Genomic DNA, 24296 nt, shown 5'->3' with positions numbered 1-24296 from the left:
CTAGAATTATTTATTCATGTTTAGATTTTGACTCTTATGAAATATACAATAAAATCAATCACAACGCTTTTGTTTGCAAGCGCACTTGGTCTAACAGCCTGTAAGCAAACAGAATTTGGTTTTGGTGATATTATTACTCCAAGCAACTTGACTGTAGTCGCTGATGTGATTGGAGTAGATGCTAATAATCCAAATGGTAATGGAACAGGAAGTGTTAATATCGCTGCACAAGCAGGGCAAGCACTTTCTTACAAGATAGATTTTGGCGATGGCAATTCCCAAATGATTCCTTCTGGGAAAGTTGCTTACAAATATGCAACTCCTGGAACTAACGAATATGTGGTTTCAGTAAATGCGATTGGGACTGGCGGTGCTATGACAACACTTAGTAAAAAGGTAAAAGTGTTTGTGGCATTTGAAATTCCGAGTAACATTTTAACGGCAATGACTGGTACGGGTTCAAAAGTTTGGATTACAGATAATGAGGCAATAGGTCATGTGGGGGTAGGTCCTTCGGATGGTTTCACCCCAAGTTGGTATGCTGCCGAGCCAAACCAAAGACCCGCTTGTTTGTATGATGACGAAATTACTTTTGCCAAAACTGCCAATAATCAAATTACTTTGAATGTCAATAACAAAGGTCAATCTTCATTGATAGGAGCAGCTACTTCATTCTACGGTGTTTCAGGACCAGATGGTTGCTATGATATTAGTACAGGAGGTACAAAAGCGCTAACTTTTTCTCCAGCAACGTCTGCTTCCACCTCATCAAACTCGACAAGAGTACAGTTTAAAGTACCAGGAAATGGAATCGTAAATTTTGGAACAGGCGGTACCAGTTATGAAATTTTAGCACTTTCAGAAAACAGCATAACGCTCAGAAGTATCGGCTCTGATGGTAATGCGTGGTATATGAAACTAAAACCTAAGTCAGCTACGACGCCAGTCACTGAAAAGAAACTAGTTTGGTCGGACGAATTCAATACAGATGGCGCTCCGAATCCTGCCGTATGGGGATATGATTTGGGCAATAATAATGGCTGGGGAAACAATGAAGTTCAATATTACACAAATCGTGCAGATAATGCAGTAGTACAAGGTGGGGTTTTGAAAATTACAGCAAAAAAAGAAACCTATCAAGGCTCAAACTACACGTCTGCACGTTTACTTTCGCTCAATAAGTATTCTTTTACTTACGGCCGTGTTGATATTCGTGCAAAATTACCATCAGCAGGAGGTACTTGGCCTGCATTATGGATGTTGGGATCTAATATTCAGACAGTAGGTTGGCCAGCTTGCGGTGAAATTGATATTATGGAAATGGTTGGTAACAAACCTAATGTTATCTTAGGAACTGTTCATCATCCAAATCACTCAGGGGGCAATGCTGATGGCGGAAGTACAACTATTACAAATGCTTCCACAGAGTTTCATACCTATTCTTTGGATTGGTCGGCAAGCAGCATTAAGTTTTATGTTGATGATAAATTATTTTACACTTTTGCCAATAATAGTTCATTGCCATTTAATAAAGACTTCTTCTTTATTATGAATATTGCACTAGGAGGAAATTTGGGAGGAACCATCGACCCAGCCTTTACTACTGCGACAATGGAGGTAGATTATATTAGAGTTTACCAGTAAAAGGAAGATTCAGTAGCACGATGTCATTTCTCATTGAGCGGATGAGTAATTATGTTAAAATTAGTATTCTAGCCGTAGAGACGTAATACTTTACGTCTAAAACAGAGTCCTATCAAGCATAGTAATATCAAAAAAGGCGGTCGAAAAATAATTTTCGACCGCCTTTTTGGGTAATATCAACGCTTTAGACGCAACTCAATACGTTTCTACAAATAAAATTTAACTGAAGATAATTACTGATTGCTCAATTGCATTTTACTAAATCCTAGTAAGCTCTTGCAAAGATTACACGACGAGATGAAGGATTTCCTGTATAAATACATTTGCCTTCTTCTTCTTTTGCATCCAAAGGAATACAACGAATGGTAGCTTTGGTTAATTCTTTAATTTTTTCTTCTGTTTCAGGCGTACCATCCCAGTGAGCAGATATAAACCCAGGTTTTTCGTCCAACGTTTTTACAAACTCATCCCATGAGTCAACTTCAAGGGTATTTTCTGTTCTGAAGGACAAAGCACGGTTATAAATATTTTCTTGGATTTCTTCCAATAGATTTTGGATAACCTCTACTACGCCTTCGATTTCATACGTCTTTTTCTCTTTGGTATCACGACGTGCAATTTCAACAGTGCCATTGGCAAGGTCACGAGCACCGATTGCCAAACGTACTGGAACACCTTTCAATTCGTATTCAGCAAATTTGAAGCCTGGAGATTGTTTGTCTGAGTTATCAAATTTGACAGAAACGCCCAATTTTTTCAAAGCTTTAACGATAGGTAATACTTTCTCAGAAATAGCTTCCAATTGTTCAGCACCTTTAAAAATCGGTACAATTACCACTTGAATTGGAGCCAATTTTGGAGGTAATACAAGACCTTCATCATCAGAGTGTGCCATAATCAAAGCACCCATCAAACGAGTAGATACACCCCAAGAAGTACCCCAAACATAATCTTGTTGATTTTCTTTGTTAGAGAACTTTACATCAAAAGCCTTTGCAAAGTTTTGACCTAAGAAGTGAGATGTACCAGCCTGAAGAGCCTTTCCATCTTGCATCATTGCTTCGATACAGTAAGTATCATCAGCACCTGCAAAACGTTCGTTGGCAGTTTTTTTACCACGAATAACAGGTACAGCCATAAATTCCTCAGCGAATGTGGCATATACATCCAACATTTGCTCAGTTTCAGCAATTGCTTCCTCTTTAGTAGCATGCGCTGTATGACCTTCTTGCCACAAGAACTCAGCAGTACGTAAAAACAAACGTGTACGCATTTCCCAACGAACAACATTGGCCCATTGGTTAATCAGAAGTGGAAGGTCACGGTATGACTGAATCCAGTTTTTATAAGTACTCCAAATAATAGCCTCAGACGTTGGTCGAACAACGAGTTCTTCTTCTAAGCGAGCATTTGGGTCAACGATTAATTTACCTTTATTATCAGGGTCATTTTTCAAACGGTAGTGAGTTACTACAGCACATTCTTTGGCAAAACCCTCTGCATTTTTCTCTTCAGCTTCAAATAAACTTTTCGGTACAAAAAGTGGGAAATAAGCATTTGTATGTCCTGTCTCTTTGAACATATCGTCCAAAGCACGTTGCATTTTTTCCCAAATAGAATAACCGTAAGGTTTGATTACCATACAGCCTCTAACGGCAGAATTTTCAGCTAAATCGGCACGCTTAACAAGTTCGTTGTACCACTCAGAATAATTTTCGCTACGTTTTGGTAAGCCTTTGCTCATGGGTTGTTTTATGGTTGGTTAATGCCTTTTTAGCTTAGAATAAGATTAGAATAACGCTAAATCGGCGAAAAATGTACAAAACTAATAGGGGAAAACGTTCTATTAATAGTCTTAATATAAAAAAATGAATGTAAAATAGCCTTATTTAGTTCATTTTCAAAGTATTGGACAATTGGAACATTTAAAGATTTAATTTTGTTAATGTTGTGTTAATTATCTTGCAAAGATAAGTTTTTGTAGTAAGTTTGTTACAAGAAATTTTGGCTAAGTTATTAATCTATGTATTTTGTCTTAGAAAAATACAAAATAATGAGCTATTAATATAGCATTTGCAATTATACAAAAACTTAAAAAACTCACTGATTGCTGATACCTTTTAATATATTTTTATTTTATTGAAAATACTCCTACAATCTAAAATTCGAACAGCTATGAGCCTTCAGCATTCAATAAAGCACCTTTCAGCTATAGCGTTGATAGGTTTAGTTTGGGGTTGTAATACCTCCAAACAAGCAATTGTTTCCAAAAGCTCAGGTAGTGAAGTTTACGATGACTTGTACGCTTCGACAAGTGATGTAAGACCCGCTACTTTGGGTGGACGAATATACAATGAGCAAGGTTACGATGAGTCTACTTATCAAGCTCCTGTATATCGTAACGGTAATTCTACAAACAATTCAGCACAGGGTACCAACGAATATTATTCACAAAATTGGTTGAATTCTCGCTCTGTTTATCAAAACCAAGACGACTATTCTGTGGGTTATAATAATGGCTACAACAATGGTTTTGCTAATGGTTTAAACAACGGATATGGCAATTATGGACTAAATAATTGGTATTCAAACCCAGCTATTTCATTTGGACTTGGATATAGTCGTTGGTCTCCATTTGGTTATTCAACTATGGGATACTACGATCCATTGTATTCTAATTTTTATGATCCATATTGGGGGTGGTCAAGTAGCCGTTGGATGTATGGCAATTCGTTTGGATATGGCTACAGTCCTTTTGGATATAATAGTTTTTATAGCCCTTACGGTTATGGTGCTTTAGCTTATGGAGGGTATTATGGTGGTTATTATAACAATTACAATAGTTATGTAGGTTCTGTTATAGGAGCTGAAACTCCAGCCAAATATCGTTCAAGACCAGCGTATGCTTCTTCTGCGTACAACTCAGACTTCAATAATAATCGAGGTGCTGCTTACAACCGTGGAAGTCGTACAAACGCAGATTATTCAAACTCTAATTCAGATTATTATTCACGTCCAAGAAGAGATGGTAGTAGTGCCAACTACAATACAGGAACAACTACAAACTCATCGAGAAGTGCAAATAGTAGCTATTCAAACGGACGTAATAATTCTTGGGATTGGTCTTCTAATAACAATAACAGATCAACCAATTCTACTACAAATTCAACTTGGAACAATTCATCAAGTGGAAGTTCTTCAAGTGGTAGCTCAGGTGGCGGTGGAGGCGGAGGTCGCTCTCGTGGTCCAAGATAATATTAACAAATGATTAACACTCGAAGCCTCGCAGAGTTGTACTTTGTGAGGCTTTTTTACGTTAAATTAGCAACAAAGTCCGTTTGGTTACCTCGATATGATGAGGGGTCTTACCAATATAGCTGTCCTTATTATAAAGAATATGATTTTAAACCGTAAGATTACCATGAAAAATATTCGTAAAGTATTGCTTGCGTCGCTATGTATGAGTTCTATTAGCGCTGGTTTTGCACAAGATAACAATTATGATGCTTTAGCTCGTTTATTTTCACAAACTGCCCCAAGTGGTTCGGCTAGGTTTCAGGCTATGGGAGGAAGTCACTCGGCACTTGGTGCTGATATTTCGTCGACATCAAGTAACCCTGCGGGTTTGGGTTTTTATACTCGGTCTGAATTTTCGATTTCTCCTTCTTTTCAATTAAACTCCAATGTAGCTAGTTATATAGATACCAAAAAAACAAATGCCAATACTGACAATTTTAATATTGCTAATATTGGTATTGTGTTTGGTGGACAAGAACCTATGTACAAAGATAGTTGGCGAGGCAGTTGGTCTATTTCATATAATCGACAAAGCTCCTTGTATAATAAAGTGAGTTTTTCTGGGCGTAATCTCCAAAGTTCTATGATGGATAGCTTTGGCGAAATTACGAACCGTGATATTAGAGATAATGGTTTAACACTGAATGATTTTAAAGATGGCTTAACCAATGATGCACCGAATTTTTATTATCAAACAGATATGTACTATTGGTCATTTTTGATTAATCCAAATGGGACTAGCTCTGACCCATTTGTTGGTGCAGAAGGAGGAAAATCAGTTGATCAAAGATACGATTTTCAAGCATCGGGTCGAACAAGTCAGTGGACTATTGGGTATGGTGGAACCGCTAATGAGAAGTTTTATATTGGGTTCTCATTGGGGTTACCAAGCTTTAGATACGAAACCCAAACCGATTTTAGTGAGAATATCGTAAACTATGATGCCATTCGTTCCTTTGCGTTTTCTAAGTACTTAACTACTACTGGTCAAGGTATCAATCTGACAGTTGGTACAATTATTAAACCTACTAATAATTTCCGTATCGGTGCTACTATTACTACGCCAACATGGTATTCGGTAGATGAAACTACTTCGTCTACTCTGAGTGTTGATGTTGATGCTAGTAAGACTGGAGGTATTCAGCTTTCGTCAGATGTGCTGTCAGGTAGTAATTCTGTTGGTAGTAAGTTGGTTTCGCTTGGATATGGAATTTCTAATACAGGAGGTACCTCTTATATCACTCGTATTCCTAAACTATCTACTCAACCAGTAAGCTCAAATTATGAAATTCGTACTCCTTTCAAGGCTAGTGGGGGCATGGCATATTTCTTTGGCAAAAAAGGCTTTATTTCTGCTGACTTAGAATATGTTGCTTACAAGGGTATGAAACTTAGTACTAATATGAATGATGCGTATTTTAAGGGAGATTTAGATTTTTATACAAAGTCTATTCAGAATACTTATAAAAATGTTTTGAACGTAAAAGTAGGAGGTGAATACCGAATGGGCTTGTTTGCTGCTCGTGGAGGTATTGCTTACTATCAAAATCCCTACAATTCAAACTTTGACAACGATGCAGTCAATCGTGCAATGATGGTGTATTCTGCGGGTTTTGGTGTCAAAACTGGAACATTCTATGTTGATTTGACAGGATTGTATGGCAAGACCCAACAAGCATATAATCCGTATGTGTTGAACGATTCAGCTTTATATGCAACTGCAACTATGAATCAAAGTTGGATAAGAGGAGTATTAACATTTGGGGTTTATTTCTAAGATATTATATTAAAAAAAAGCGTCCTCAGTATGACTGAGGACGCTTTTTTTTTAAAGCTGTTTTTCGTTGATTTCATCTAGCAACCAAAGTAGTTGCTGCACTTCGATGTTTCCATCTATCTTGATATCGGCTCTCATATAAAAAGGGAGACGAGTGTCATAACGCTTTTTAATATCTTCAAGCAAAGCTTGATTATTATTACTTTTATCAATTAACGGACGATTATTCGCGTCAGAAAGCTTGATTCTTTTAAATAAATCTTCTGGTTGAACATTTAGAAAAACACTTGTTCCATTAGCCTTGATAAAATCCATATTATCAAAAAAACACGGAACTCCACCTCCAGTAGCAATCACTAGTTTTTGGTTGGGCGTGAATTGTTTCAATATTACGCTTTCTACTTCTCTAAAATGGTTTTCACCTTTCCATTTAAAAATTTCAGGAATTGTTTGGTTTTCATGACGCTCGATTAATTCATCCATGTCAACAAATTTGTATCCAATTGCTTTGGCTAATTGTCTGCCAAGCGTACTTTTTCCTGAGGAAGGCATTCCCACTAAAAATATATTCTTCATATTGGTTAACATCAATCAGCCTTTCGGCCAACAGCTATTGTAATTTTGAAAAAACTTCTTCTTTATCAGGTGTTACCTTACTCGACCATTTGCCTTTTACAGTACCATCCTGCAATAACCAAATTAGAGGGTTGGCACGAGCAATGGTTTTTAATACTTTAACATCAGCGTTTAATACAGGTATATCTAATTGATTTTGTTTCATGAAATTTTGCGCACCCTCATCAGTTGAAGATGTCACAAACCATACTGTCACATCCGAGCCTTTCAAATCTTTAACCAACTGTCTGATCTGTTCGATATGTTCTGTATTGGCTTTTTCCACAAATGGACTCACAATCATCAGTTTTTTACCTACAAAACTTTCAGCTTTGTAGTCGATAGAGTCACCAGTGCGATAAAGGTTATAATCTGTAATTCGAGCTTTGGCTGCATCTTCATTCAACTGAATCATCTGCTTAAATTTCCAAGTTGTATCTGTTGGATACTCCATAAATTCTTGCTCTTTGCCATCTTTCTCCATGATATACTTAAACTTAGGCGCTTCGGCAGGCTTCATGTTGTTCTGGATATTCTCACCAATAGCATAAGGAAGTCCATCATTTACTGGTAGGTAATTAACTGCATAAGTTCCTAGTGCCAAACAAAAAACCAAAGATAGTGCAACAGCCCAACCTGTTTTTTTATCAGCAAAAACATGACGTTGCCATAGAATTATTAAAATGAAAAACATCAAAACCATATCCTTGATGAAGGAAGTCCAAGGTTTCAACTTGATGGCTTCTCCGAAACATCCACAATCGGTTACCTTGTTGAAATAAGCCGAATAAAAGGTCAAAAATCCAAAGAAAACAACTGTGGCTAATAATATCCAAGAGGCGCTTTTAAGTTTGTATTGTACAAGCAAGCATACCCCTAATACTAACTCTAGTGTACACAAGAAAATAGATACATATAATGCCAAAGGTACCCAGAAATGCCAAAAGCCAGCCATCCAAGGAAAATCAGTCGCAAATACATCGAAGTATTCTTCGAGCTTAATTTCGGTACCAATAGGGTCGTTGAGCTTGATGAGTCCTGAGAAAATAAATATTACACCAACAAAGATTCGGGAAAAATGTGCGAGAAATTTCATGATAGATAAAAAGGGGCTTCTTGTATATATTAGGGCTAAAATGTGAAATGTTAGATTGGATAGAAAACTTTAAAACAACCAAAAATATGCCATTTTTGAAAGTATAGCTAAATATACAAGTATTCAACCAAAATACATTTCAATTATTTTCTAGATGAAAGAACAAAATTAAGACAGCTCATTACATAAAACTGTTAATGAACTGTTAAAATGGAAATGAAAATGAGAAGATTATAGAGTTTTAAAGAGATGATAGTTAATAGTCTTGTTTTTGTACAAATATTAAAATCATTTTCAAATTATCAAATCTTCACATTTTCAAATTTAGAGAAACTACTGTTGCTGTTGTTGCTGTTGCGCCATACCCATTTGAATAAGACAAAAAACAGCATAATTCAACATATCTTGATAGTTGGCTTCAACGCCTTCTGAAACTAAAGTTTGACCTTGATTATCTTCAATTTGTTTCGTTCTGAAGATTTTCATCAAAATTAAATCTGTCATTGAGCTTACACGCATATCGCGCCACGCCTCACCATAATCGTGATTTTTGTTCAATAACAAATTCAAGGTCTTTGCTACTTGTTCATCGTATAAATCGCCTAATTCATGCTCAGAAAATTCCATTTGTGCAGAACCTTCTAATTGCTTTTGAATCATCGCGATAATACAATAGTTGATAATACCGATAAATTCGCCTTCGATACCATCATCAATTTTTTGGACTCCTTTTTCTTGAATAGAACGAATACGCTGTGCCTTGATAAAAATCTGGTCAGTCAGACTCGACAAGCGAAGAATACGCCAAGAAGTGCCATAATCTTTATTTTTTTTCTGGAAAAGCTCTCTACAAATCGCAATTATTTGACGATACTCAAATTCTGTTTTTGTCATTTTGGGAAAATCTGTTGCTAAATATCTGCCATTTATTGAATCTTAGCTGGATACAGATGGGTTATCTATGTGAAATGTTTTTGCAAAAATACCGCATTCAGTTCAAAATTCTAACAATATTCTTTTAATCAGTACTAGAATCTAGTTTAAGGATACCTTTGTGGTGCCAAGTTTAGAATTGCTTTTATCTTTGCCTCATTAAATTTTATATGTGATGACGACTTTAATTAATTGCCGTGGCAAACTGATAGATCTTGCTCAACCTCGTGTAATGGGGATTTTGAATATTACTCCTGATTCTTTTTTTGAAAGAAGTCGTGTGCATACCGAGGAGGAAATATTAAATCAAGCAGAAAAAATGCTTTCTGCTGGCGCTACTTTTCTAGATTTGGGAGGACATTCTACTCGTCCAGGAGCTATGCCTGTGTCGGAGGAGGAAGAAATCAAAAGAGTTTTGCCTGCCACAGAAATTATCCTAAAACATTTTCCCGAAGCATTAATCTCTATTGATACCTTTCGTTCCAATGTCGCCAAAGCTTGTGTAGAAGCAGGAGCAGTGATTGTCAACGACGTATCAGGTGGTTTGTTGGATGATAAAATGTATGAAACTGTAGCCAGTTTTGGCGATGTGCCTTACATCCTCATGCACATGCGTGGCACCATCGAAACCATGACGCAGTTTACGCATTATGATAATCTAGTTCTAGATGTTTTGGATGACTTGCAACAAAAAGTCGCCCAATTAAGAACATTCAACCAACGTGATATTATCTTGGATTTAGGCTTTGGATTTGCTAAAAACCTTGACCAAAATTATGAATTGCTCAATCACTTACCAGATTTTGAAGTGATGAATTTACCAATGTTAGTAGGGGTATCTAGAAAATCTATGATTTGGCGAAAACTAGATATTTTAGCTTCCGAGGCACTCAATGGAACAACAGCCCTTAATGCTGTAGCTTTGATGAAAGGAGCAAATATTCTAAGAGTGCACGAGGTAAAAGAAGCGATAGAGACGATTCGATTGATTGACGCTGTGAAAGCCAGATAAAGCTTTTAAATAAAACTATTTATTTAGTTTTGTAATTAAAAATTTAGTTATAAATTCGAAGGGTAAATATCATAAACCTTATTACCCTTCGAACTACTATGAAGAAACTCCTATTACTCCCTCTTTTTATTCTTCTGTTTCATACCTTGACCACTGGTCAAAGTGGAGCAAATTCTTGGCAAGAATTTATTTCAAAAGGGCAATATACTAAGGCTATTCAGCTTTTGTCTAGCAAAGAAGATACCCTTACTCAAGGTAATTTGATGACCTTGGCTTTTTGCCATCAAAAACTGGGACATCTTCCTCAGGCCAAAAAATATTATTTACAATTATTGGAAAAAACTCCTGAATCTCAAGAGCTTTTGATGAGCCTAGCTGGCATCTCAGACCGAGAATTTAATGTTTCTCAATCATTACTTTATTACCAAAAACTGGTGGCACTTGATACAACTAATCATTTTTATTTGAAGGAAGTGGCAAGAAATCTGGTAAAGCAACGAAAAATTGAGGAGGGAATAGCCTTGCTTCAAAAAGCTATAAAGTTGGATTCTTCCGATATAGATGCTTTGGCGGATATTTCTAATCTTTTACTGAATGAAACGCATGATAATCAAGCGATTATTTACATCAAAAAGGGAATAGCATTGGATAGTAACTCTATTAAGATGCGACAATTGCGTGCTAGATATTCTTATCGGAACTTTGATTACGAACGAGTACGAAAGGATTTGAAGTACACCCTCTCAAAAGGTGATTCTACTGTTTTGTATCAGCGCTTACTAGCAACTTCCTATTTTTATTTGGATAGTTTGGCTCAGTCTATATTTCTTTTCAATCGTCTGATAGAAAGGGGAGACGATAATGAATTGGTTCGTGCGGGCTTGGGATATGCCTTATTAGCTACTACAGATCAAAATATGATTATCAAAGGAACCAACAATATGTTCACAGCAATAAAGCTTGGAACTTCCGATAAAATTTCAGATTATCGTTTAGCCATTGCTGATGCCAATGTACGATTGAAAGAATATAATTGGGCTGCGAAAGATTACAAATATATTATCGATACCTATCAGCGTCCGAAAGCCATTTTTAAACTGGCTGAACTTCAGGAGAAATATTTAAAAGATACAGAATTAAGTAAAATCTATTACCAAGAATATGCTAGAACTTGTCAATTAGAAAAAAATAAGAAAAACATAGATTGTGTCAATCTAAATGTAGCGTTACAAAAACTCAATCTAGCACCAGTACCCAAAATCTACGCACAAGATATGAAAGGAGTAAAAGCTGATTCATTAAGAATAGACACTTCGGATTCATTGCAAGTGGAGGATCATTAAAAAAAGGCATCAGGCAAAAAGGGGATAGGCAACGAGGTTATTGTTCAATCCCTCTTTGCCTAGTGCCTTACCCCTCATTTACTTCTCTTATGCTTAAACCTCCTATGCGACCAGAGCCAGTCAGATGGGTTTTCTAGAATAGATTTTTCTAAAGTTCGGGCATATATTTCCGTGATTTTACCTAGTTGATATTGCTCATAAGGTCGTTCTACTAGTAGCGAATAATTGATTACATATCTTCCACGACGCTTGCGAACCATTTCTCCATACAAAATGGGATAGTTGAAACTACGAGCCATTTTTTCAGTACCCAAAAAGAAATCTGTTTCTTGGTGTAAAAAAGTAGTCCAATAAGCCAAATCTGGTGTTTCGGCAGCTTGGTCTGAAATAATACCCACAATACGAGGTTGTCCTTTCTTTTTTACCATTTCACGAAAAGTTTGCTTCATCGGAATGGGCGTAATATTGAAGCGAGAGCGAATCGTGTACATTAATTTGTCAAAAAATGGACTCGAAAGTGGTTTATAAATCACATCGATAGGTACGCCTGTTTGTGTTGTTCTTGGCGGTACAAGTTCCCAACAATTGATATGACTCGACATAATCAACATGACTTCATTGTTACGCAAGCATTCATCAATCACCTCTTGACCATTTATCTCCACCATTTTCTCTAAGTCTTTTACCGAAATTGTGAGTAATTTTAAAGACTCAACAATCACATCGCACAAGTTATGATAAAAAGCCTTGGCGAGCATCTGGTGTTCTTTGGCTGTTTTTTCGGGAAAAGAATTTTGTAAGTTCATTATTACTACTTTTCTACGATACTTAATTAAGTAATAGCTTACAAAAAATAAGAAATCCGAAAAAACATACAACACTGGCATTGGAAGTCTTGAAAGGAGTCTGAAGAATAACATAAGTTTGATTTTGGTAAAATTCAGGATACTACTGTTTTATGATAGCAATACCTGATAATATCATCAAGATAAATCCTTTTGTAATGTGATTATTTGAAATAATAAATTCCAAATAAACATTGGGGAATTCTGCGAAAAAAGATTTTTTAACTTAAAAAATCGGCAAATGCTTGCTTAAAATTTGAAAAATTACCCCAAATTCATTATTTTAGATAAATGATTATTGATTTACATTATCTGCCAAGCCTAGAATATTTTGCTTGCATATTGCAACATGATACTATTCAGATTGAGGCTTACGAACATTACGAAAAGCAAAGTTACCGAAATCGTTGTAAAATACTTGCTTCAAATAAAATTGATGTACTTTCTGTTCCAGTACAAAATGGTAACTCGAAGATTCTTGTGAAAGATATTAAAGTAGAGTATCATCAAGACTGGGTACGTCGTCACTGGGGTGCTATCTACTCTGCTTATGGGAAAGCGCCATTTTTTGAATACTATGCAGATTATTTTGCAAGAATATTTGAAAAAAAACCTGACTTTTTGTTCGATTTGAATATAGAGTTGCTGACAATTTGTCTTAAACTTTTAAAAGTCGAAAAAAATATTATATTTACGAATGAATACGAAAAAGTAGCTCAAAACGATTACAGAGGGCAAATACATCCTAAAAGGTCTTACAGCCAAAATAATATTTATGAGCCAGTAGCGTATCGGCAGAATTTTGGCAGTGATTTTGAGCCCAACTTGTCAATCCTCGACTTATTGTTTTGTCAGGGAAATCAAGCCAAAAAGATACTTGAGCTATCAATTCTCAAATGAACAAACTTGGTGAATTTAGTGTTATTTAGGTAGTTTGGAAGTCTCAGTTGTCATTGCTTTTAAACTATGAACCAGAAAAACAGAAACTCTTTCGCATGGAGGCAAAATTTTCAAACAGAGTTAAGGAGGTAATCTCTCTAGCCCGCGAAGAAGCGATCAGGTTAGGACATGATTACATAGGCACGGAACACCTCGTTTTGGGTATGATTCGTGAAGGCGAAGGAATTGCACTCGAATTAATCAAGAAGTGTGGGGTAAATCTCGAAGACCTACGTATTACCATCGAAAAGGCTACTCAAGGAGTGGCTCGCTCTAATTACACCATTAAAAACAAACAGGATATACCTTTGTCTCGTCAAGCAGAGAAAGTCCTTCGTGTGACTTACCTAGAAGCACGTATATTTAAAACGAATCTTGTTGGAACTGAGCACCTGTTAATGGCGATTCTCAGAGATGAGGATAACTTGGCTCGCCAGATTTTGGAAAAGTTCCAAATTAACTATGATATGATTAAGGACATGGTCGAATATCAATCTAACCCAAATATCAAATCGGGACCGTCAGATACAGACGATAACGATGATGACGCAAGATCTTTTGCGAGTGGCTCGGGCATGGGTAGTGGTGCAACGACCAACAAAGGAGCTGAGAAGTCTAAAACTCCAGTTTTGGACAACTTCGGTCGAGATCTTACCAAAATCGCTGAAGCTGGAAAATTAGATCCAATTGTAGGTCGTGAAAAAGAAATTGAACGTGTAGCTCAAATCTTGTCTCGCCGTAAGAAAAATAACCCAATCTTGATTGGTGAGCCTGGGGTAGGTAAAACGGCAATTGCTGAAGGTTTGGCTCTTCGTATCGTTCAGAAAAAAGTATCACGTGTGCTTTTTGGCAAACGTGTTGTTACTCTTGACTTGGCTTCTTTAGTGGCTGGTACAAAATACCGTGGTCAGTTCGAAGAACGTATGAAAGCGGTAATGAACGAGCTCGAAAAGTCTCCAGATGTAATCTTATTCATCGATGAGCTTCATACAATTGTAGGAGCTGGTGGTGCATCTGGTTCTTTGGACGCTTCAAATATGTTCAAGCCAGCTTTAGCTCGTGGCGACATCCAAGTTATCGGAGCTACTACTCTAGATGAGTATCGTCAATATATCGAGAAAGATGGTGCACTTGCACGTCGTTTCCAAACAGTTATGGTTGATGCCACAACTGTAGAAGAAACAATCGAAATCTTGAATAACATCAAAGATAAATACGAAGATCACCACCACGTAACTTATACGCCAGAGGCAATTGAACAAGCAGTAAAATTGTCTGAACGTTATATTTCAGATCGTTTCTTGCCAGACAAAGCAATCGATGTATTAGACGAGGTAGGTGCTCGCGTACATATCTCTAATATCACTGTTCCTGATGATATCGTGCAGTTGGAAGGTGCTATCGAAAATATCAAGAAGGAGAAAAATGCAGTAGTTAAATCTCAAAAATACGAAGAGGCAGCTCAATTGCGTGATCGTGAAAAACGTTTGTTAGAGCAATTGGATAAAGCTAAACGTGATTGGGAAGAGGATACAAAACGTCGTCGTTATACAGTTGCTGAAGAAAGTGTAGCAGAAGTAATTGCACAAATGACTGGTATTCCAGTAAGCCGTGTTGCTGCTACCGAAGGTCAGAAACTGTTGAACATGAACGAGGAGTTGAAGGGCAAAGTGATTGGTCAAGACCAAGCGATTGTGAAGTTGGTAAAAGCAATTCAACGTACTCGTGTAGGCTTGAAAGATCCGAAAAAACCAATTGGTTCATTTATTTTCCTAGGTCCTACAGGTGTTGGTAAAACCGAATTAGCAAAAGTATTGGCTGGATACCTTTTCGACAAAGAAGACGCTCTTATCCGTATTGATATGAGTGAATACATGGAGAAATTCAGTGTATCTCGCCTAATCGGAGCACCTCCAGGATACGTTGGTTATGAAGAAGGCGGCCAATTGACTGAGAAAATCCGTCGTAAACCTTATGCAGTTGTATTATTAGATGAAATCGAAAAAGCTCACCCAGATGTATTCAACTTGTTGTTGCAAGTATTGGACGATGGTATTTTAACAGATGGCTTGGGACGTAGAGTAGATTTCCGTAATACAATCATCATCATGACATCAAACATTGGTGCTCGTGATTTGAAAGACTTTGGAACAGGTATTGGTTTCTCAACAAAATCTAAAGTAGATAATTTAGACGAAACTGTGAAGGGAACAATTCAAAATGCCTTGAGAAAAGCCTTCTCTCCAGAATTCTTGAACCGTTTGGATGATGTAATTGTATTCAACTCTCTTGAACGTGAACATATTCACTCAATCATTGACTTGATGTTGAAAAAATTGTTCACAAGAATTTCAGCGTTGGGTTATACCGTAGAGTTGACCGAAAAGGCAAAAGATTTCATAGCAGAAAAAGGATACGACCAACAATATGGTGCTCGTCCTTTGAACCGTGCCATCCAACGTTATTTGGAAGATCCTGTGGCTGAAGAAATTCTGAAAGGTGATTTAGCCGAAGGCGATGTTATCTTGGCTGATTATTCAGGAGAAGGAGACTCATTAACATTGACTCGTACTTCTGCGACAACTCCTGCTACTGAAGAGTAAGAAAATAACAGTAGAATTAAGAATGCTGAGTTTTGAAGTTTGTATTGATTCTTTAATAGAAAAACAAAAGGGGAGCTTGCTCCCCTTTTGTTTTTTCTATTGTTTTTTATTTTCAAATCTACTCTTTATTTACTCTGCTACGTACTTCATCAAATTTGGCACAATTACTCAAGCAGTCTCCTTGCTTGTTAAGTTTAAATTTATTCAGATTACTGTCTGTAAGGTCGTAATTGCCACCCGAATCTAAGCTTACTGTGCTAAATATACAAGGGGCTACTTTTGCATTAAACTTATTGATTAAACCAACTTGATTAACGCCTTTTGAAGCTACTGCTAAACCATTGCTGAACGGCTCAAGCGATTGATACTCTGGATTAACTTGAATTTTCCCTTTGGCGTCTACATATCCGAATTTTCCTTCCATATTTTGTACCAAAAAGTAATCTTCTTTAGATGGTGCAAATGATTTAAACTGGCATTTTGTAATATATTTACCCGAAATATCGAGTGTGCCCCATAAGCCATCTAATTTTACAAATAAGATTTGTCCTTGTGTTGTAGGCAAAATATTTTCGTAAGGTTCTGGAGTAATGACTTTAAAATCATCTTCTCTTACAAGAATAATCTTTGCATTTTTACCCTTATCTTCAGTCCTAAATGTTTTGATAATATTCATGTTTTGCATGATAGAATCAGTAACTGCATAGCTGATTTTTCCAGCATCGGGATATTTTGTTACTGGTTGTACAATAATACCACCATTAATATCGATTACTTTATCAGCCTTACAAGTACCTATCTTACTTCCTTTAGCATCAAGGTTACAGCTCACAATTTCTTTTACAACCAAAAGTCCTTTTTTGTTGATTTTTCCTACAGCCTCATACATTAGAGGAATTACTTCTTTTCCTTGTAGATTGATAAAACCAAATTTAGCTCCTTTGCCATCTACGATTTTACTCACAGGAATAAGGTCAAATTCACCCAAACTTCCAATTGAATTATATTGTGGAGTAATGATAGACACAAAATTTTTATTGATAAGTCCTAATAAATTATTTTCGTCTTGAACAATGGCTAAACCTCTCGAATCAAAATCGCTAATTGCCTTGAACGGTTTACTTACCTGCAAATTTTGAGAGTTGAAAATTTGCTGTTTGTTTTCTTCTATACCTTTAATAAAACCTTGAGCATCGGCATCTGTAAGAATACCGTATTCTGGTTTTAAAATGATTTCTCCATTGATAGTTGCAACTCCGAATTTATCCCCAACTTTTACTTTCATCAAACCCTCTTTACCAATAGGAGCAATCAAGTCGAAAGCTGGAGTTGGGCTTTGTTTATCGCCTAATTTCATAATACCCCACTTGTTATTAAGCTTCACAGCTAAACTTGTAGAGCTAATAATTGTCATTTCGTCATAAAGCGGCGATAAATAGGTACCTGTTTTGTCGAAAGTATTATCAATAATCGTAAACTTCCCATTATTTAATTTCACTAAACTATAACCATTACTTAGGGCTTTAGCAGAAACTACGTTTTCGAAAATATCACTTTCAGTACCATTATTATCAACAAAAAACCAATTGTATTTTTTTACAAGAGCTTTACCACCATTGAAGGGCTCGGCGTCTTCATATTGCGAAGGAATAACCTCCTCACCACAAAGATTTAAGAATCCCCAAACTTGATCTTTCTTGATACGCGCCATTCCTTGGCGATAATTCTCAATAAAGCCATATCTAACATTGCTACGCAATCTGTCTAGTGGAAAAGCTAAAATATCTTTGCCATCTAAATCTTTAGAGTTTACTAGGGCTATTCCAGATTTATTGTTGAAGCACATTTGTGCATTAGCATTTTTGCTTCCATCTCTATTTTGAGCTATAATAGACATAGAGTAAAATGCCATAATTACAGAGAGAATTCTGGATAGTGGGTAAGTATTAAATCGTAATTTTTGTGTTATAAAATAAGTTTTCATAATAATGTCTTATACAAAAGCAAGGTATAAATTAAAAGTTTGTTAGATTCACTAATAAAAAATTGCACACATTTCATGCCATTGTACCCAATAGCAGAATTATTGTATAGTACTTTATGTGCATTGAAGAAAATGACATAAATACTTAATAAATGTTGGTGCGGTTAAAAAGAGAATTGTTGAAAATAATAGCTAAGTGAAGTGAACGGCGGTATCAGAAGTTTCAAAAATAGAATGTTTTACCAGATTTTACAATAAAAATCTTATCAAAAGTAAACGAGCTAAAATTACAGAAGTCACCTTATTCTCCTGATTTATTTTGTCATCTTATTTGGTTCTGCTATTTTTGGAATTCAAAAAACTTGGATGTGTTTGACAATCTGACATTTGTCGGCAAACATTCATTTTCATTAAATTATTCAACAACAATGGGTTTACTAGAAAATAAAGTAGCTTTAGTAACTGGGGCTTCTAGAGGTATCGGGCGAGCAATTGCTACTCGTTTTGCTCAAGAAGGAGCTCAAGTGGCTTTTACGTATTTGTCATCAGTAGAAAAAGGGCAAGCTTTGGAAGCTGAGTTGGCCGCTTTGGGTATCAAAGCAAAAGGTTATCGTTCTGATGCTTCTGATTATCAACAAGCAGAAGATTTGATGAATCAAGTTGTTGCCGACTTCGGTAAAATAGATGTTTTGGTAAACAATGCTGGTATTACAAAAGACGGTTTGTTGATGCGTATGACTGAAGAACAGTGGGATACTGTAATTCAAGTAAACTTGAAGTCGGTATTTAACTTGACAAAGGCAGCTACAAAATCAATGATGAAAGCCAAATCTGGTTCTATTATCAACCTTACTTCTGTAGTTGGTTTGCGTGGTAATGCTGGTCAGGCTAATTATGCAGCTTCCAAAGCTGGTATCATTGGTTTTACAAAATCAGTAGCTTTAGAGTTAGGTTCACGTAATATTCGTTCAAATGCTGTTGCTCCTGGTTTCATTGAAACCGAAATGACTGGCGAATTGAATGCTGCGGCTACCGAAGAGTGGAAGAAATCAATTCCTTTGAAACGTGGAGGTCAGGCAGATGAAGTAGCTGATGCTTGCGTATTCTTAGGCTCAGATATGTCTCGTTATATCACTGGTCAAGTATTACAAGTTGACGGTGGTATGTTGACGTAGGAAATACCCCAATCCTACCATAAAGAGCAATAGGTTTTCAAATTCGAATATCTATTGCTTTTTTGTTTTTACCACATTTTAAAAGTATTCTTACTCTAAATCACCATTTGTCGGGCTGTAACTTTGCAAAATCTTCCTTTTTAGGTTATTTTGAGTAAAATATCAATTGTGGAACGTCGTTTGCTTGATAGACGTATTACTTTTCCTATTCCTAAAATGTGGTCAGATGACTAAGGCTCGTTGTTTGCTAACGGACATTGTGAGTTTTGCCTAGTACTTTGTTTCTATGAAATTCGACTTTTTATTTCAATCATCTCCTTGGTTTATATTGCTCTGCTTAACAGCAGGAGCAATTTACGCATTCGTTTTATACCAAATTTCGCCAACTCCTTGGACCAAATCTACCAATCGTTTATTGGCAGCCTTGCGCTTTATTGGTGTTAGCCTAATTTGTTTGTTACTCCTCAATTTCTTAATTCGCCAAATAACCCAGTCTGTTCAAAAACGTACTTTGGTACTAGCTATTGATAATTCGCAATCAATGGGGGTTGCAAACAAACAGGTTTTGAATGGAGTGCTTTCTCAATTAGAATCTTTGAAAGAAAAATTGCAGGAAGAAGATTTTGAGATCTCTTGGACAACATTGGATGGACTAAATCCAGAGAAGGCATCAGATATTCAGTTTAATCAAAAAAGTACTAACCTGTCAAGTTTACTTTCTGGAATAAAGAATGCGCAAGAAGGAAATAATCTTTCAGATGTGGTGCTATTGACAGATGGTATTGTCAATGAAGGTATAAACCCTAGTAGCGAAAAGTTTACTTTTGCTGTGCATACCGTTGGGCTTGGCGATACTATTCCCAAAAAAGATATTGCCGTTAAGTCTGTTTACGCTAACAAAATTGCCTATTTAGGAAACAAATTTCCTGTTCAGGCAGATATTAGCTCGTATGGTTTTCAGGGAAAAACAGTAAGTGTCTATCTAAAACAAGGCGGAAAAACGTTAGAGAAACAAGTCATTAATTTTCAACAAAAGGATGACCTTAAAACTGTTTCGTTTAATACTTTAGCTTCGCAAAAAGGAGTGCAACATTTTGTAATTCAGGTAGATGTACTTGGTGGCGAGTTTAGTAGCAAAAATAATCAGCAAGATGTCTACGTGGAGGTGATTGATGGAAAAGAAAAAGTTTTATTGATGGCGCTTTCACCACATCCAGATATCAAGGCCATCAAAAGCATGTTGGATAAGAATGAAAATTTTGAAATAGATGTCAAAATCCTGACCGAAAATCCATTTCCAGATTTGTCAAACAAAAACTATGATGTGTTGATTTTACATCAGCTACCAGATTATTTCAATTCTTATTCAAATATCTATAAACCATTACTTGATAAAGGAATACCTACATTGTTTGTGTTGGGAAACCAAACGGGCACAACTTATCTCAATCAGTTGAATCAAGTAATGCGTATCAATTCTCAAGCAGGTCAGACCGACAAAGTGACTGGATATTATAACGAGAATTTTAAGTCACTCAATTTTGAAGCTGAGTCTTTGGACTTAATCAAGCAATTTCCACAGGTTTCGGTACCTTTCGGTGACATCACTCTATTGCCTAATTCAGAGGTAATTCTTTATCAGAAAATAGGTTCATTACAAACACAGAAGCCTTTATTTGCCATTAATACTGGGTCTAAAAAATCTGCTATTTTTGCAGGAGAAGGTCTCTGGACTTGGCGTTTGGAAGAATTTGATTTGACCGAAAAACAAGAGGTCATAGATGATGTTTTCTTGAAAGTCGTACAATTCCTTTCTGCCAAAGATGATAAACGTAAATTAAGAGTTTATCCCATATCAAACGAGTTTTTGTTAAGCGATAAAGTTGTTTTTGAAACGGAAATATACAATGGTATTTACGAGAAAATGTACAATATTCCTGTGGCACTCGAATTAAAAGATGAAAAAGGTAGTGTGAGAAAATACAATTATACACCATCTGCTGATAACTCGAAGTTTGAAATTAGTGCCTTGCCTGCGGGCGTGTATCAGTACAAAGCCAATGCAAGTGTGTTGGGTAAAAACGAACAAAGTACTGGTGAATTTATCGTAAAAGATTTACAAGTAGAATTAAGTAATACTACAGCAGATTTTGATTTGCTACGACAATTATCCGCACAAACAGGAGGGAAGTTTTTGCCAGCAAGCCAGCTTGCACAGCTCGAAAAACAAATTTTAGCGCACAAAGCTCCAGAAAAAATCGAAGCCAACGAAGACCTCAAAGAGTTTGTTAACCTCAAATGGGTATTTTTCTTAATCATTGCTTTGCTGACTACTGAATGGGTTGTGAGAAAGTATATGGGCGGGTATTAGGTTAATAATGAGGATGATTCGTATCACAATTGTAATAATATTTGTTCGTTTTCTGTATGATAATTGTATATTTATAATGATTTGTAAACAAGCGGATTGATATGGAAAATATAAAAATAATAAAGAGACGCTCTGATGATAACTGGATAGTTCGTTTACCTAGGAGTATGAACATCTCACCAAACAAAACATACAACTAAGTAATAGAAATATTCAACACAAAAGGGTTAATCGAGGCAGGAGTTTACACAATATCTTAAAAAGTACTTCTCAAAAAATAGAGGCTTACCGAAAGTATTATACAAAACCTTACTTTTCTGAAGGAGGTGTTATTTCTTTTCCTGTAAGAGGTAAGAGCGACTTGATATTAATTGTTGAAAAAGTTTAAGAAGAAAGTCCGAACTCAACTATTGAGATTCTAGAGTATAATAGTGAGCGTCCTTCACACCATGCAAAGAGTTTAGAAGAGGTTGAAAGCGCACTTCAAAATTCAACTCAAGGAATTCTTGAAATAGCAAATAAGAGTCTCGCTAATGCTTACCAAGAATCAAAGGACAAAGGATTGACCGTCTGTGTATTGAGAGGTAATGAAATTGTAGAAGAGTTTCCTGATGGCACAACCAATATTCTCAAAACGATTATTCCGAGAAAAAAAATAGTATCTAGAACCTTTACACTTAAATAATTGGCTACATTATTTGTATTTGCAGGACCAAATGGCTCTGGTAAAAGCACTATTACTGAAAGTATTAGAAGTGACTTTGATATAGGCGTTTATTTGAATGCTGACGATATTGAAAAATCCCTAAGAGAGAATAGATGTTTCAGTTTCAATTCTTTGATTAATTGGGAAATAGAAGAAGCTTCCTTTAAAGATTTTTGTAGGGGTCATGGTTTAAACATAAAAGTATCTAATCCTGATTGGCTAGAAAAGATACATCTGCAAGACAATAAATTATTTTTGGATGTAGAACTAAATATCAATTCTTATATTTCTGCAATAACGAGAACTCTAAACATAAACTCGCCCAATAAGAAAAATCAAAAGTGAGTAATACCTTTGCTAACTATAATAGTAAAATGAACGATAAAATATTTATAGCACCTAGGCTGGTTGGTTCTCGATTTGAAGACCATTCTTTACCTGTAAATATACTTGAAGACTTCTCTGCACTTGAAGATTTAATTATTGAAGTTGCAAAAGAAATTTATTTAAGTGAAAACCTTAACAGGAAGCGCGTGCCAAAAGGTTTTTCTGATGGAGTATATTTGATGCTTGTAGAAATTGAAGAGGGTAGTTCAATTGCGAAGTTTGCTATTGCGAGTGCTTTTTCATTGACATCAAGTTTACCTTTGGAGACTTTAAACAATTTTACATACTTTGAAAAGGCAAAAGACAAAATTGTTTCAATAGTTGAATCTGTAAATAATAATGAATTATCTCAAGAGCAAGATTATAAACTCCTTTCTTATTTTAATAAAATTGGTAAAAATCTATTAGATGATGAGTCTATAGACTTTGGGTATGATTATGAGTCAAAATCAAGTTCTAAAGCTATACTAAATAAAGCTACTAGAAAAAAGCTGTTATTGTTCAGTGAACAAAAGACGGAATACTTAGGCAGCCAGAAACTTTATGCTTTAGTTCCAGAAATTGATCAGAAAAATGGCACATTCCAAATTGAAACTGATTTTGGAAGTATTAAATGTCCTCTAAAAGAGCATATAAAAGATAATGTTTTTATTGCTTTCAACGAATATAAAAATAATACTTACATTTCTTTAAAAGCAACAGCTCTATTCAATTCGAATGACGACAAAATTCAGATGATTACTGAGGTGGAATCGATAGATGTATTAGATCCACTTGATGTTTCTCTCCGTATCTACAATCTTTTAAAATTAGAGAATAATTGGTTTGAGGGACGAGGAAAAGCATTAAACAAAGAGCAATTGGCTAAGTTTGAAAATCTGTTTAATTCTTATTTTGATAACAAATTATCACTACCTGCAATTTTCCCTAAGATTGATGGGAATATTCAGCTAGAATGGAAAAAAGATATTAGGAATATTGTAGTCGACGTAAATCTAGCTTCTTTATCAGTTGAGTTTTTCTATTATAATGATTCTGATGACTCTGATGAAAAAGAAGCGAAAATGTCCCTTCAGGATAAAGCTGGATGGGATTCTCTAAATACTCTAATTTACTCTACTTTGAATGAAAGATAATTCTTTATTACATAGACAAATTAACCCATCATTTGTAGTGAATGATATCGTTTCTAATCAGGCTTTTATTGAAAATACTCTTACTATTTCGTCTGGCGCCTTTAATCCTACAGAAAAAGATGAGGATAAATTATCTGTTTATAACGGCGAAAAGTTTAGCGCCAAAGACGCGTATGAACATTATACTACTAATTTTAAATCCCATGGAGTTTTGTCGTTAACCGTTGAAGAAGTGGAATCTATTCCTCCACTGTCGTCAACTGAGGATAATATTCCTTTTGACGGTCACTGCTATGTTGATTTTTCTTCGGTTACAAGTAAAAATCAAAAGCTTAAGAAAGCTGGTAAACTGAGAGATATTGCAGTTAAAAGAAATTGGACTTACAAGCCTTAGCAATAAACTATTCCACTAAATTAGGTGTAGCAGAAGGAG

18 protein-coding genes are annotated in these 24296 nt (G+C 35.8%); 12 read left to right on the top strand and 6 right to left on the bottom strand.

Going from position 1 to position 24296, the window contains the following annotated elements:
* Nucleotides 1-36: 36 nt before the first annotated feature.
* Nucleotides 37-1644, top strand: a complete 1608-nt coding sequence (locus tag QM491_RS10575; protein ID WP_283327462.1) for a family 16 glycosylhydrolase — start codon at nucleotides 37-39, stop codon at nucleotides 1642-1644.
* Between the two features lie 265 nt (nucleotides 1645-1909).
* On the opposite strand, the gene proS is transcribed toward QM491_RS10575, so the two are convergent.
* The gene (gene proS / locus QM491_RS10570; RefSeq protein WP_283327461.1) at nucleotides 1910-3388 is read right to left on the bottom strand and encodes a proline--tRNA ligase; all 1479 of its coding nucleotides are present in this window, start codon (nucleotides 3386-3388) and stop codon (nucleotides 1910-1912) included.
* A gap of 431 nt (nucleotides 3389-3819) precedes the next feature.
* Here proS and QM491_RS10565 point away from each other — a divergent pair, with 431 nt between their 5' ends.
* The gene (locus tag QM491_RS10565; protein ID WP_283327460.1) at nucleotides 3820-4899 is read left to right on the top strand and encodes a hypothetical protein; all 1080 of its coding nucleotides are present in this window, start codon (nucleotides 3820-3822) and stop codon (nucleotides 4897-4899) included.
* A gap of 166 nt (nucleotides 4900-5065) precedes the next feature.
* Nucleotides 5066-6718 carry a hypothetical protein gene (locus tag QM491_RS10560; protein WP_283327459.1) on the top strand — a complete coding sequence of 551 codons (1653 nt, stop codon included), beginning with the start codon at nucleotides 5066-5068 and terminating at the stop codon, nucleotides 6716-6718.
* A 51-nt stretch (nucleotides 6719-6769) separates the two neighbouring features.
* On the opposite strand, the gene QM491_RS10555 is transcribed toward QM491_RS10560, so the two are convergent.
* The 3 genes from QM491_RS10555 to QM491_RS10545 form a co-directional block, all read right to left on the bottom strand.
* Complete coding sequence (locus QM491_RS10555; protein WP_283327458.1) at nucleotides 6770-7294, bottom strand: shikimate kinase; 525 nt, start codon at nucleotides 7292-7294, stop codon at nucleotides 6770-6772.
* A 34-nt stretch (nucleotides 7295-7328) separates the two neighbouring features.
* Complete coding sequence (locus tag QM491_RS10550; RefSeq protein ID WP_283327457.1) at nucleotides 7329-8429, bottom strand: BT_3928 family protein; 1101 nt, start codon at nucleotides 8427-8429, stop codon at nucleotides 7329-7331.
* Between the two features lie 333 nt (nucleotides 8430-8762).
* Nucleotides 8763-9323 carry a DUF1599 domain-containing protein gene (locus QM491_RS10545; protein WP_283327456.1) on the bottom strand — a complete coding sequence of 187 codons (561 nt, stop codon included), beginning with the start codon at nucleotides 9321-9323 and terminating at the stop codon, nucleotides 8763-8765.
* A 214-nt stretch (nucleotides 9324-9537) separates the two neighbouring features.
* On the opposite strand from QM491_RS10545, the gene folP reads away from it, so the two are divergent.
* The gene (gene folP / locus QM491_RS10540) at nucleotides 9538-10374 is read left to right on the top strand and encodes a dihydropteroate synthase (protein ID WP_283327455.1); all 837 of its coding nucleotides are present in this window, start codon (nucleotides 9538-9540) and stop codon (nucleotides 10372-10374) included.
* A 98-nt stretch (nucleotides 10375-10472) separates the two neighbouring features.
* Nucleotides 10473-11717, top strand: coding sequence for a tetratricopeptide repeat protein (locus QM491_RS10535; protein ID WP_283327454.1), 1245 nt, complete (start codon nucleotides 10473-10475; stop codon nucleotides 11715-11717).
* 74 nt (nucleotides 11718-11791) lie between these two features.
* Here QM491_RS10535 and QM491_RS10530 read toward each other — a convergent pair whose 3' ends face one another.
* Nucleotides 11792-12637: a lysophospholipid acyltransferase family protein gene (locus QM491_RS10530; RefSeq protein ID WP_283327453.1), complete on the bottom strand. Its 846-nt coding sequence runs from the start codon at nucleotides 12635-12637 to the stop codon at nucleotides 11792-11794.
* 216 nt (nucleotides 12638-12853) lie between these two features.
* Here QM491_RS10530 and QM491_RS10525 point away from each other — a divergent pair, with 216 nt between their 5' ends.
* Nucleotides 12854-13462, top strand: coding sequence for a WbqC family protein (locus QM491_RS10525; RefSeq protein ID WP_283327452.1), 609 nt, complete (start codon nucleotides 12854-12856; stop codon nucleotides 13460-13462).
* Between the two features lie 95 nt (nucleotides 13463-13557).
* Entirely contained in the window at nucleotides 13558-16104 is a 2547-nt protein-coding gene (locus QM491_RS10520; RefSeq protein WP_283327451.1) for an ATP-dependent Clp protease ATP-binding subunit, read from the top strand.
* 118 nt (nucleotides 16105-16222) lie between these two features.
* On the opposite strand, the gene QM491_RS10515 is transcribed toward QM491_RS10520, so the two are convergent.
* A complete protein-coding gene (locus QM491_RS10515) occupies nucleotides 16223-18088 on the bottom strand; it encodes a WG repeat-containing protein (protein ID WP_283327450.1) in 1866 nt (621 codons plus the stop codon).
* A gap of 428 nt (nucleotides 18089-18516) precedes the next feature.
* Between QM491_RS10515 and fabG the strand changes: the two genes are divergently transcribed.
* The 5 genes from fabG (at nucleotide 18517) to QM491_RS10490 (ending at nucleotide 24257) form a co-directional block, all read left to right on the top strand.
* The gene (gene fabG / locus QM491_RS10510) at nucleotides 18517-19263 is read left to right on the top strand and encodes a 3-oxoacyl-[acyl-carrier-protein] reductase (protein ID WP_283327449.1); all 747 of its coding nucleotides are present in this window, start codon (nucleotides 18517-18519) and stop codon (nucleotides 19261-19263) included.
* 286 nt (nucleotides 19264-19549) lie between these two features.
* On the top strand, nucleotides 19550-21634 hold the full coding sequence (locus QM491_RS10505; RefSeq protein WP_283327448.1) for a vWA domain-containing protein: 2085 nt from the start codon (nucleotides 19550-19552) through the stop codon (nucleotides 21632-21634).
* 685 nt (nucleotides 21635-22319) lie between these two features.
* On the top strand, nucleotides 22320-22685 hold the full coding sequence (locus QM491_RS10500; protein WP_283327447.1) for a hypothetical protein: 366 nt from the start codon (nucleotides 22320-22322) through the stop codon (nucleotides 22683-22685).
* A gap of 29 nt (nucleotides 22686-22714) precedes the next feature.
* A complete protein-coding gene (locus tag QM491_RS10495; RefSeq protein WP_283327446.1) occupies nucleotides 22715-23863 on the top strand; it encodes a hypothetical protein in 1149 nt (382 codons plus the stop codon).
* Nucleotides 23853-24257, top strand: coding sequence for a hypothetical protein (locus QM491_RS10490; protein WP_283327445.1), 405 nt, complete (start codon nucleotides 23853-23855; stop codon nucleotides 24255-24257). The genes QM491_RS10495 and QM491_RS10490 overlap by 11 nt, the downstream gene beginning before the upstream one ends.
* Nucleotides 24258-24296 lie beyond the last annotated feature (39 nt).

The sequence above is a fragment of the Flectobacillus longus genome, assembly GCF_030056705.1.
Classification (GTDB): Bacteria; Bacteroidota; Bacteroidia; order Cytophagales; family Spirosomataceae; genus Flectobacillus; species Flectobacillus longus.
This window is presented reverse-complemented; position numbering and strand designations above follow the sequence as displayed.

What these genes read in the sequence shown, in the direction of transcription:
- folP (WP_283327455.1), top strand. Translation starts at nt 9,538, where the DNA reads ATGACGACTTTAATTAATTGCCGTGGCAAACTGATAGATCTTGCTCAA.
- QM491_RS10565 (WP_283327460.1), top strand. Translation starts at nt 3,820, where the DNA reads ATGAGCCTTCAGCATTCAATAAAGCACCTTTCAGCTATAGCGTTGATA.
- proS (WP_283327461.1), bottom strand. Translation starts at nt 3,388, where the DNA reads ATGAGCAAAGGCTTACCAAAACGTAGCGAAAATTATTCTGAGTGGTAC.
- QM491_RS10535 (WP_283327454.1), top strand. Translation starts at nt 10,473, where the DNA reads ATGAAGAAACTCCTATTACTCCCTCTTTTTATTCTTCTGTTTCATACC.
- QM491_RS10515 (WP_283327450.1), bottom strand. Translation starts at nt 18,088, where the DNA reads ATGAAAACTTATTTTATAACACAAAAATTACGATTTAATACTTACCCA.
- QM491_RS10555 (WP_283327458.1), bottom strand. Translation starts at nt 7,294, where the DNA reads ATGAAGAATATATTTTTAGTGGGAATGCCTTCCTCAGGAAAAAGTACG.
- QM491_RS10545 (WP_283327456.1), bottom strand. Translation starts at nt 9,323, where the DNA reads ATGACAAAAACAGAATTTGAGTATCGTCAAATAATTGCGATTTGTAGA.
- QM491_RS10490 (WP_283327445.1), top strand. Translation starts at nt 23,853, where the DNA reads ATGAAAGATAATTCTTTATTACATAGACAAATTAACCCATCATTTGTA.
- QM491_RS10560 (WP_283327459.1), top strand. Translation starts at nt 5,066, where the DNA reads ATGAAAAATATTCGTAAAGTATTGCTTGCGTCGCTATGTATGAGTTCT.
- QM491_RS10525 (WP_283327452.1), top strand. Translation starts at nt 12,854, where the DNA reads ATGATTATTGATTTACATTATCTGCCAAGCCTAGAATATTTTGCTTGC.
- fabG (WP_283327449.1), top strand. Translation starts at nt 18,517, where the DNA reads ATGGGTTTACTAGAAAATAAAGTAGCTTTAGTAACTGGGGCTTCTAGA.
- QM491_RS10550 (WP_283327457.1), bottom strand. Translation starts at nt 8,429, where the DNA reads ATGAAATTTCTCGCACATTTTTCCCGAATCTTTGTTGGTGTAATATTT.
- QM491_RS10530 (WP_283327453.1), bottom strand. Translation starts at nt 12,637, where the DNA reads ATGTTATTCTTCAGACTCCTTTCAAGACTTCCAATGCCAGTGTTGTAT.
- QM491_RS10505 (WP_283327448.1), top strand. Translation starts at nt 19,550, where the DNA reads ATGAAATTCGACTTTTTATTTCAATCATCTCCTTGGTTTATATTGCTC.
- QM491_RS10520 (WP_283327451.1), top strand. Translation starts at nt 13,558, where the DNA reads ATGGAGGCAAAATTTTCAAACAGAGTTAAGGAGGTAATCTCTCTAGCC.
- QM491_RS10495 (WP_283327446.1), top strand. Translation starts at nt 22,715, where the DNA reads ATGAACGATAAAATATTTATAGCACCTAGGCTGGTTGGTTCTCGATTT.
- QM491_RS10575 (WP_283327462.1), top strand. Translation starts at nt 37, where the DNA reads ATGAAATATACAATAAAATCAATCACAACGCTTTTGTTTGCAAGCGCA.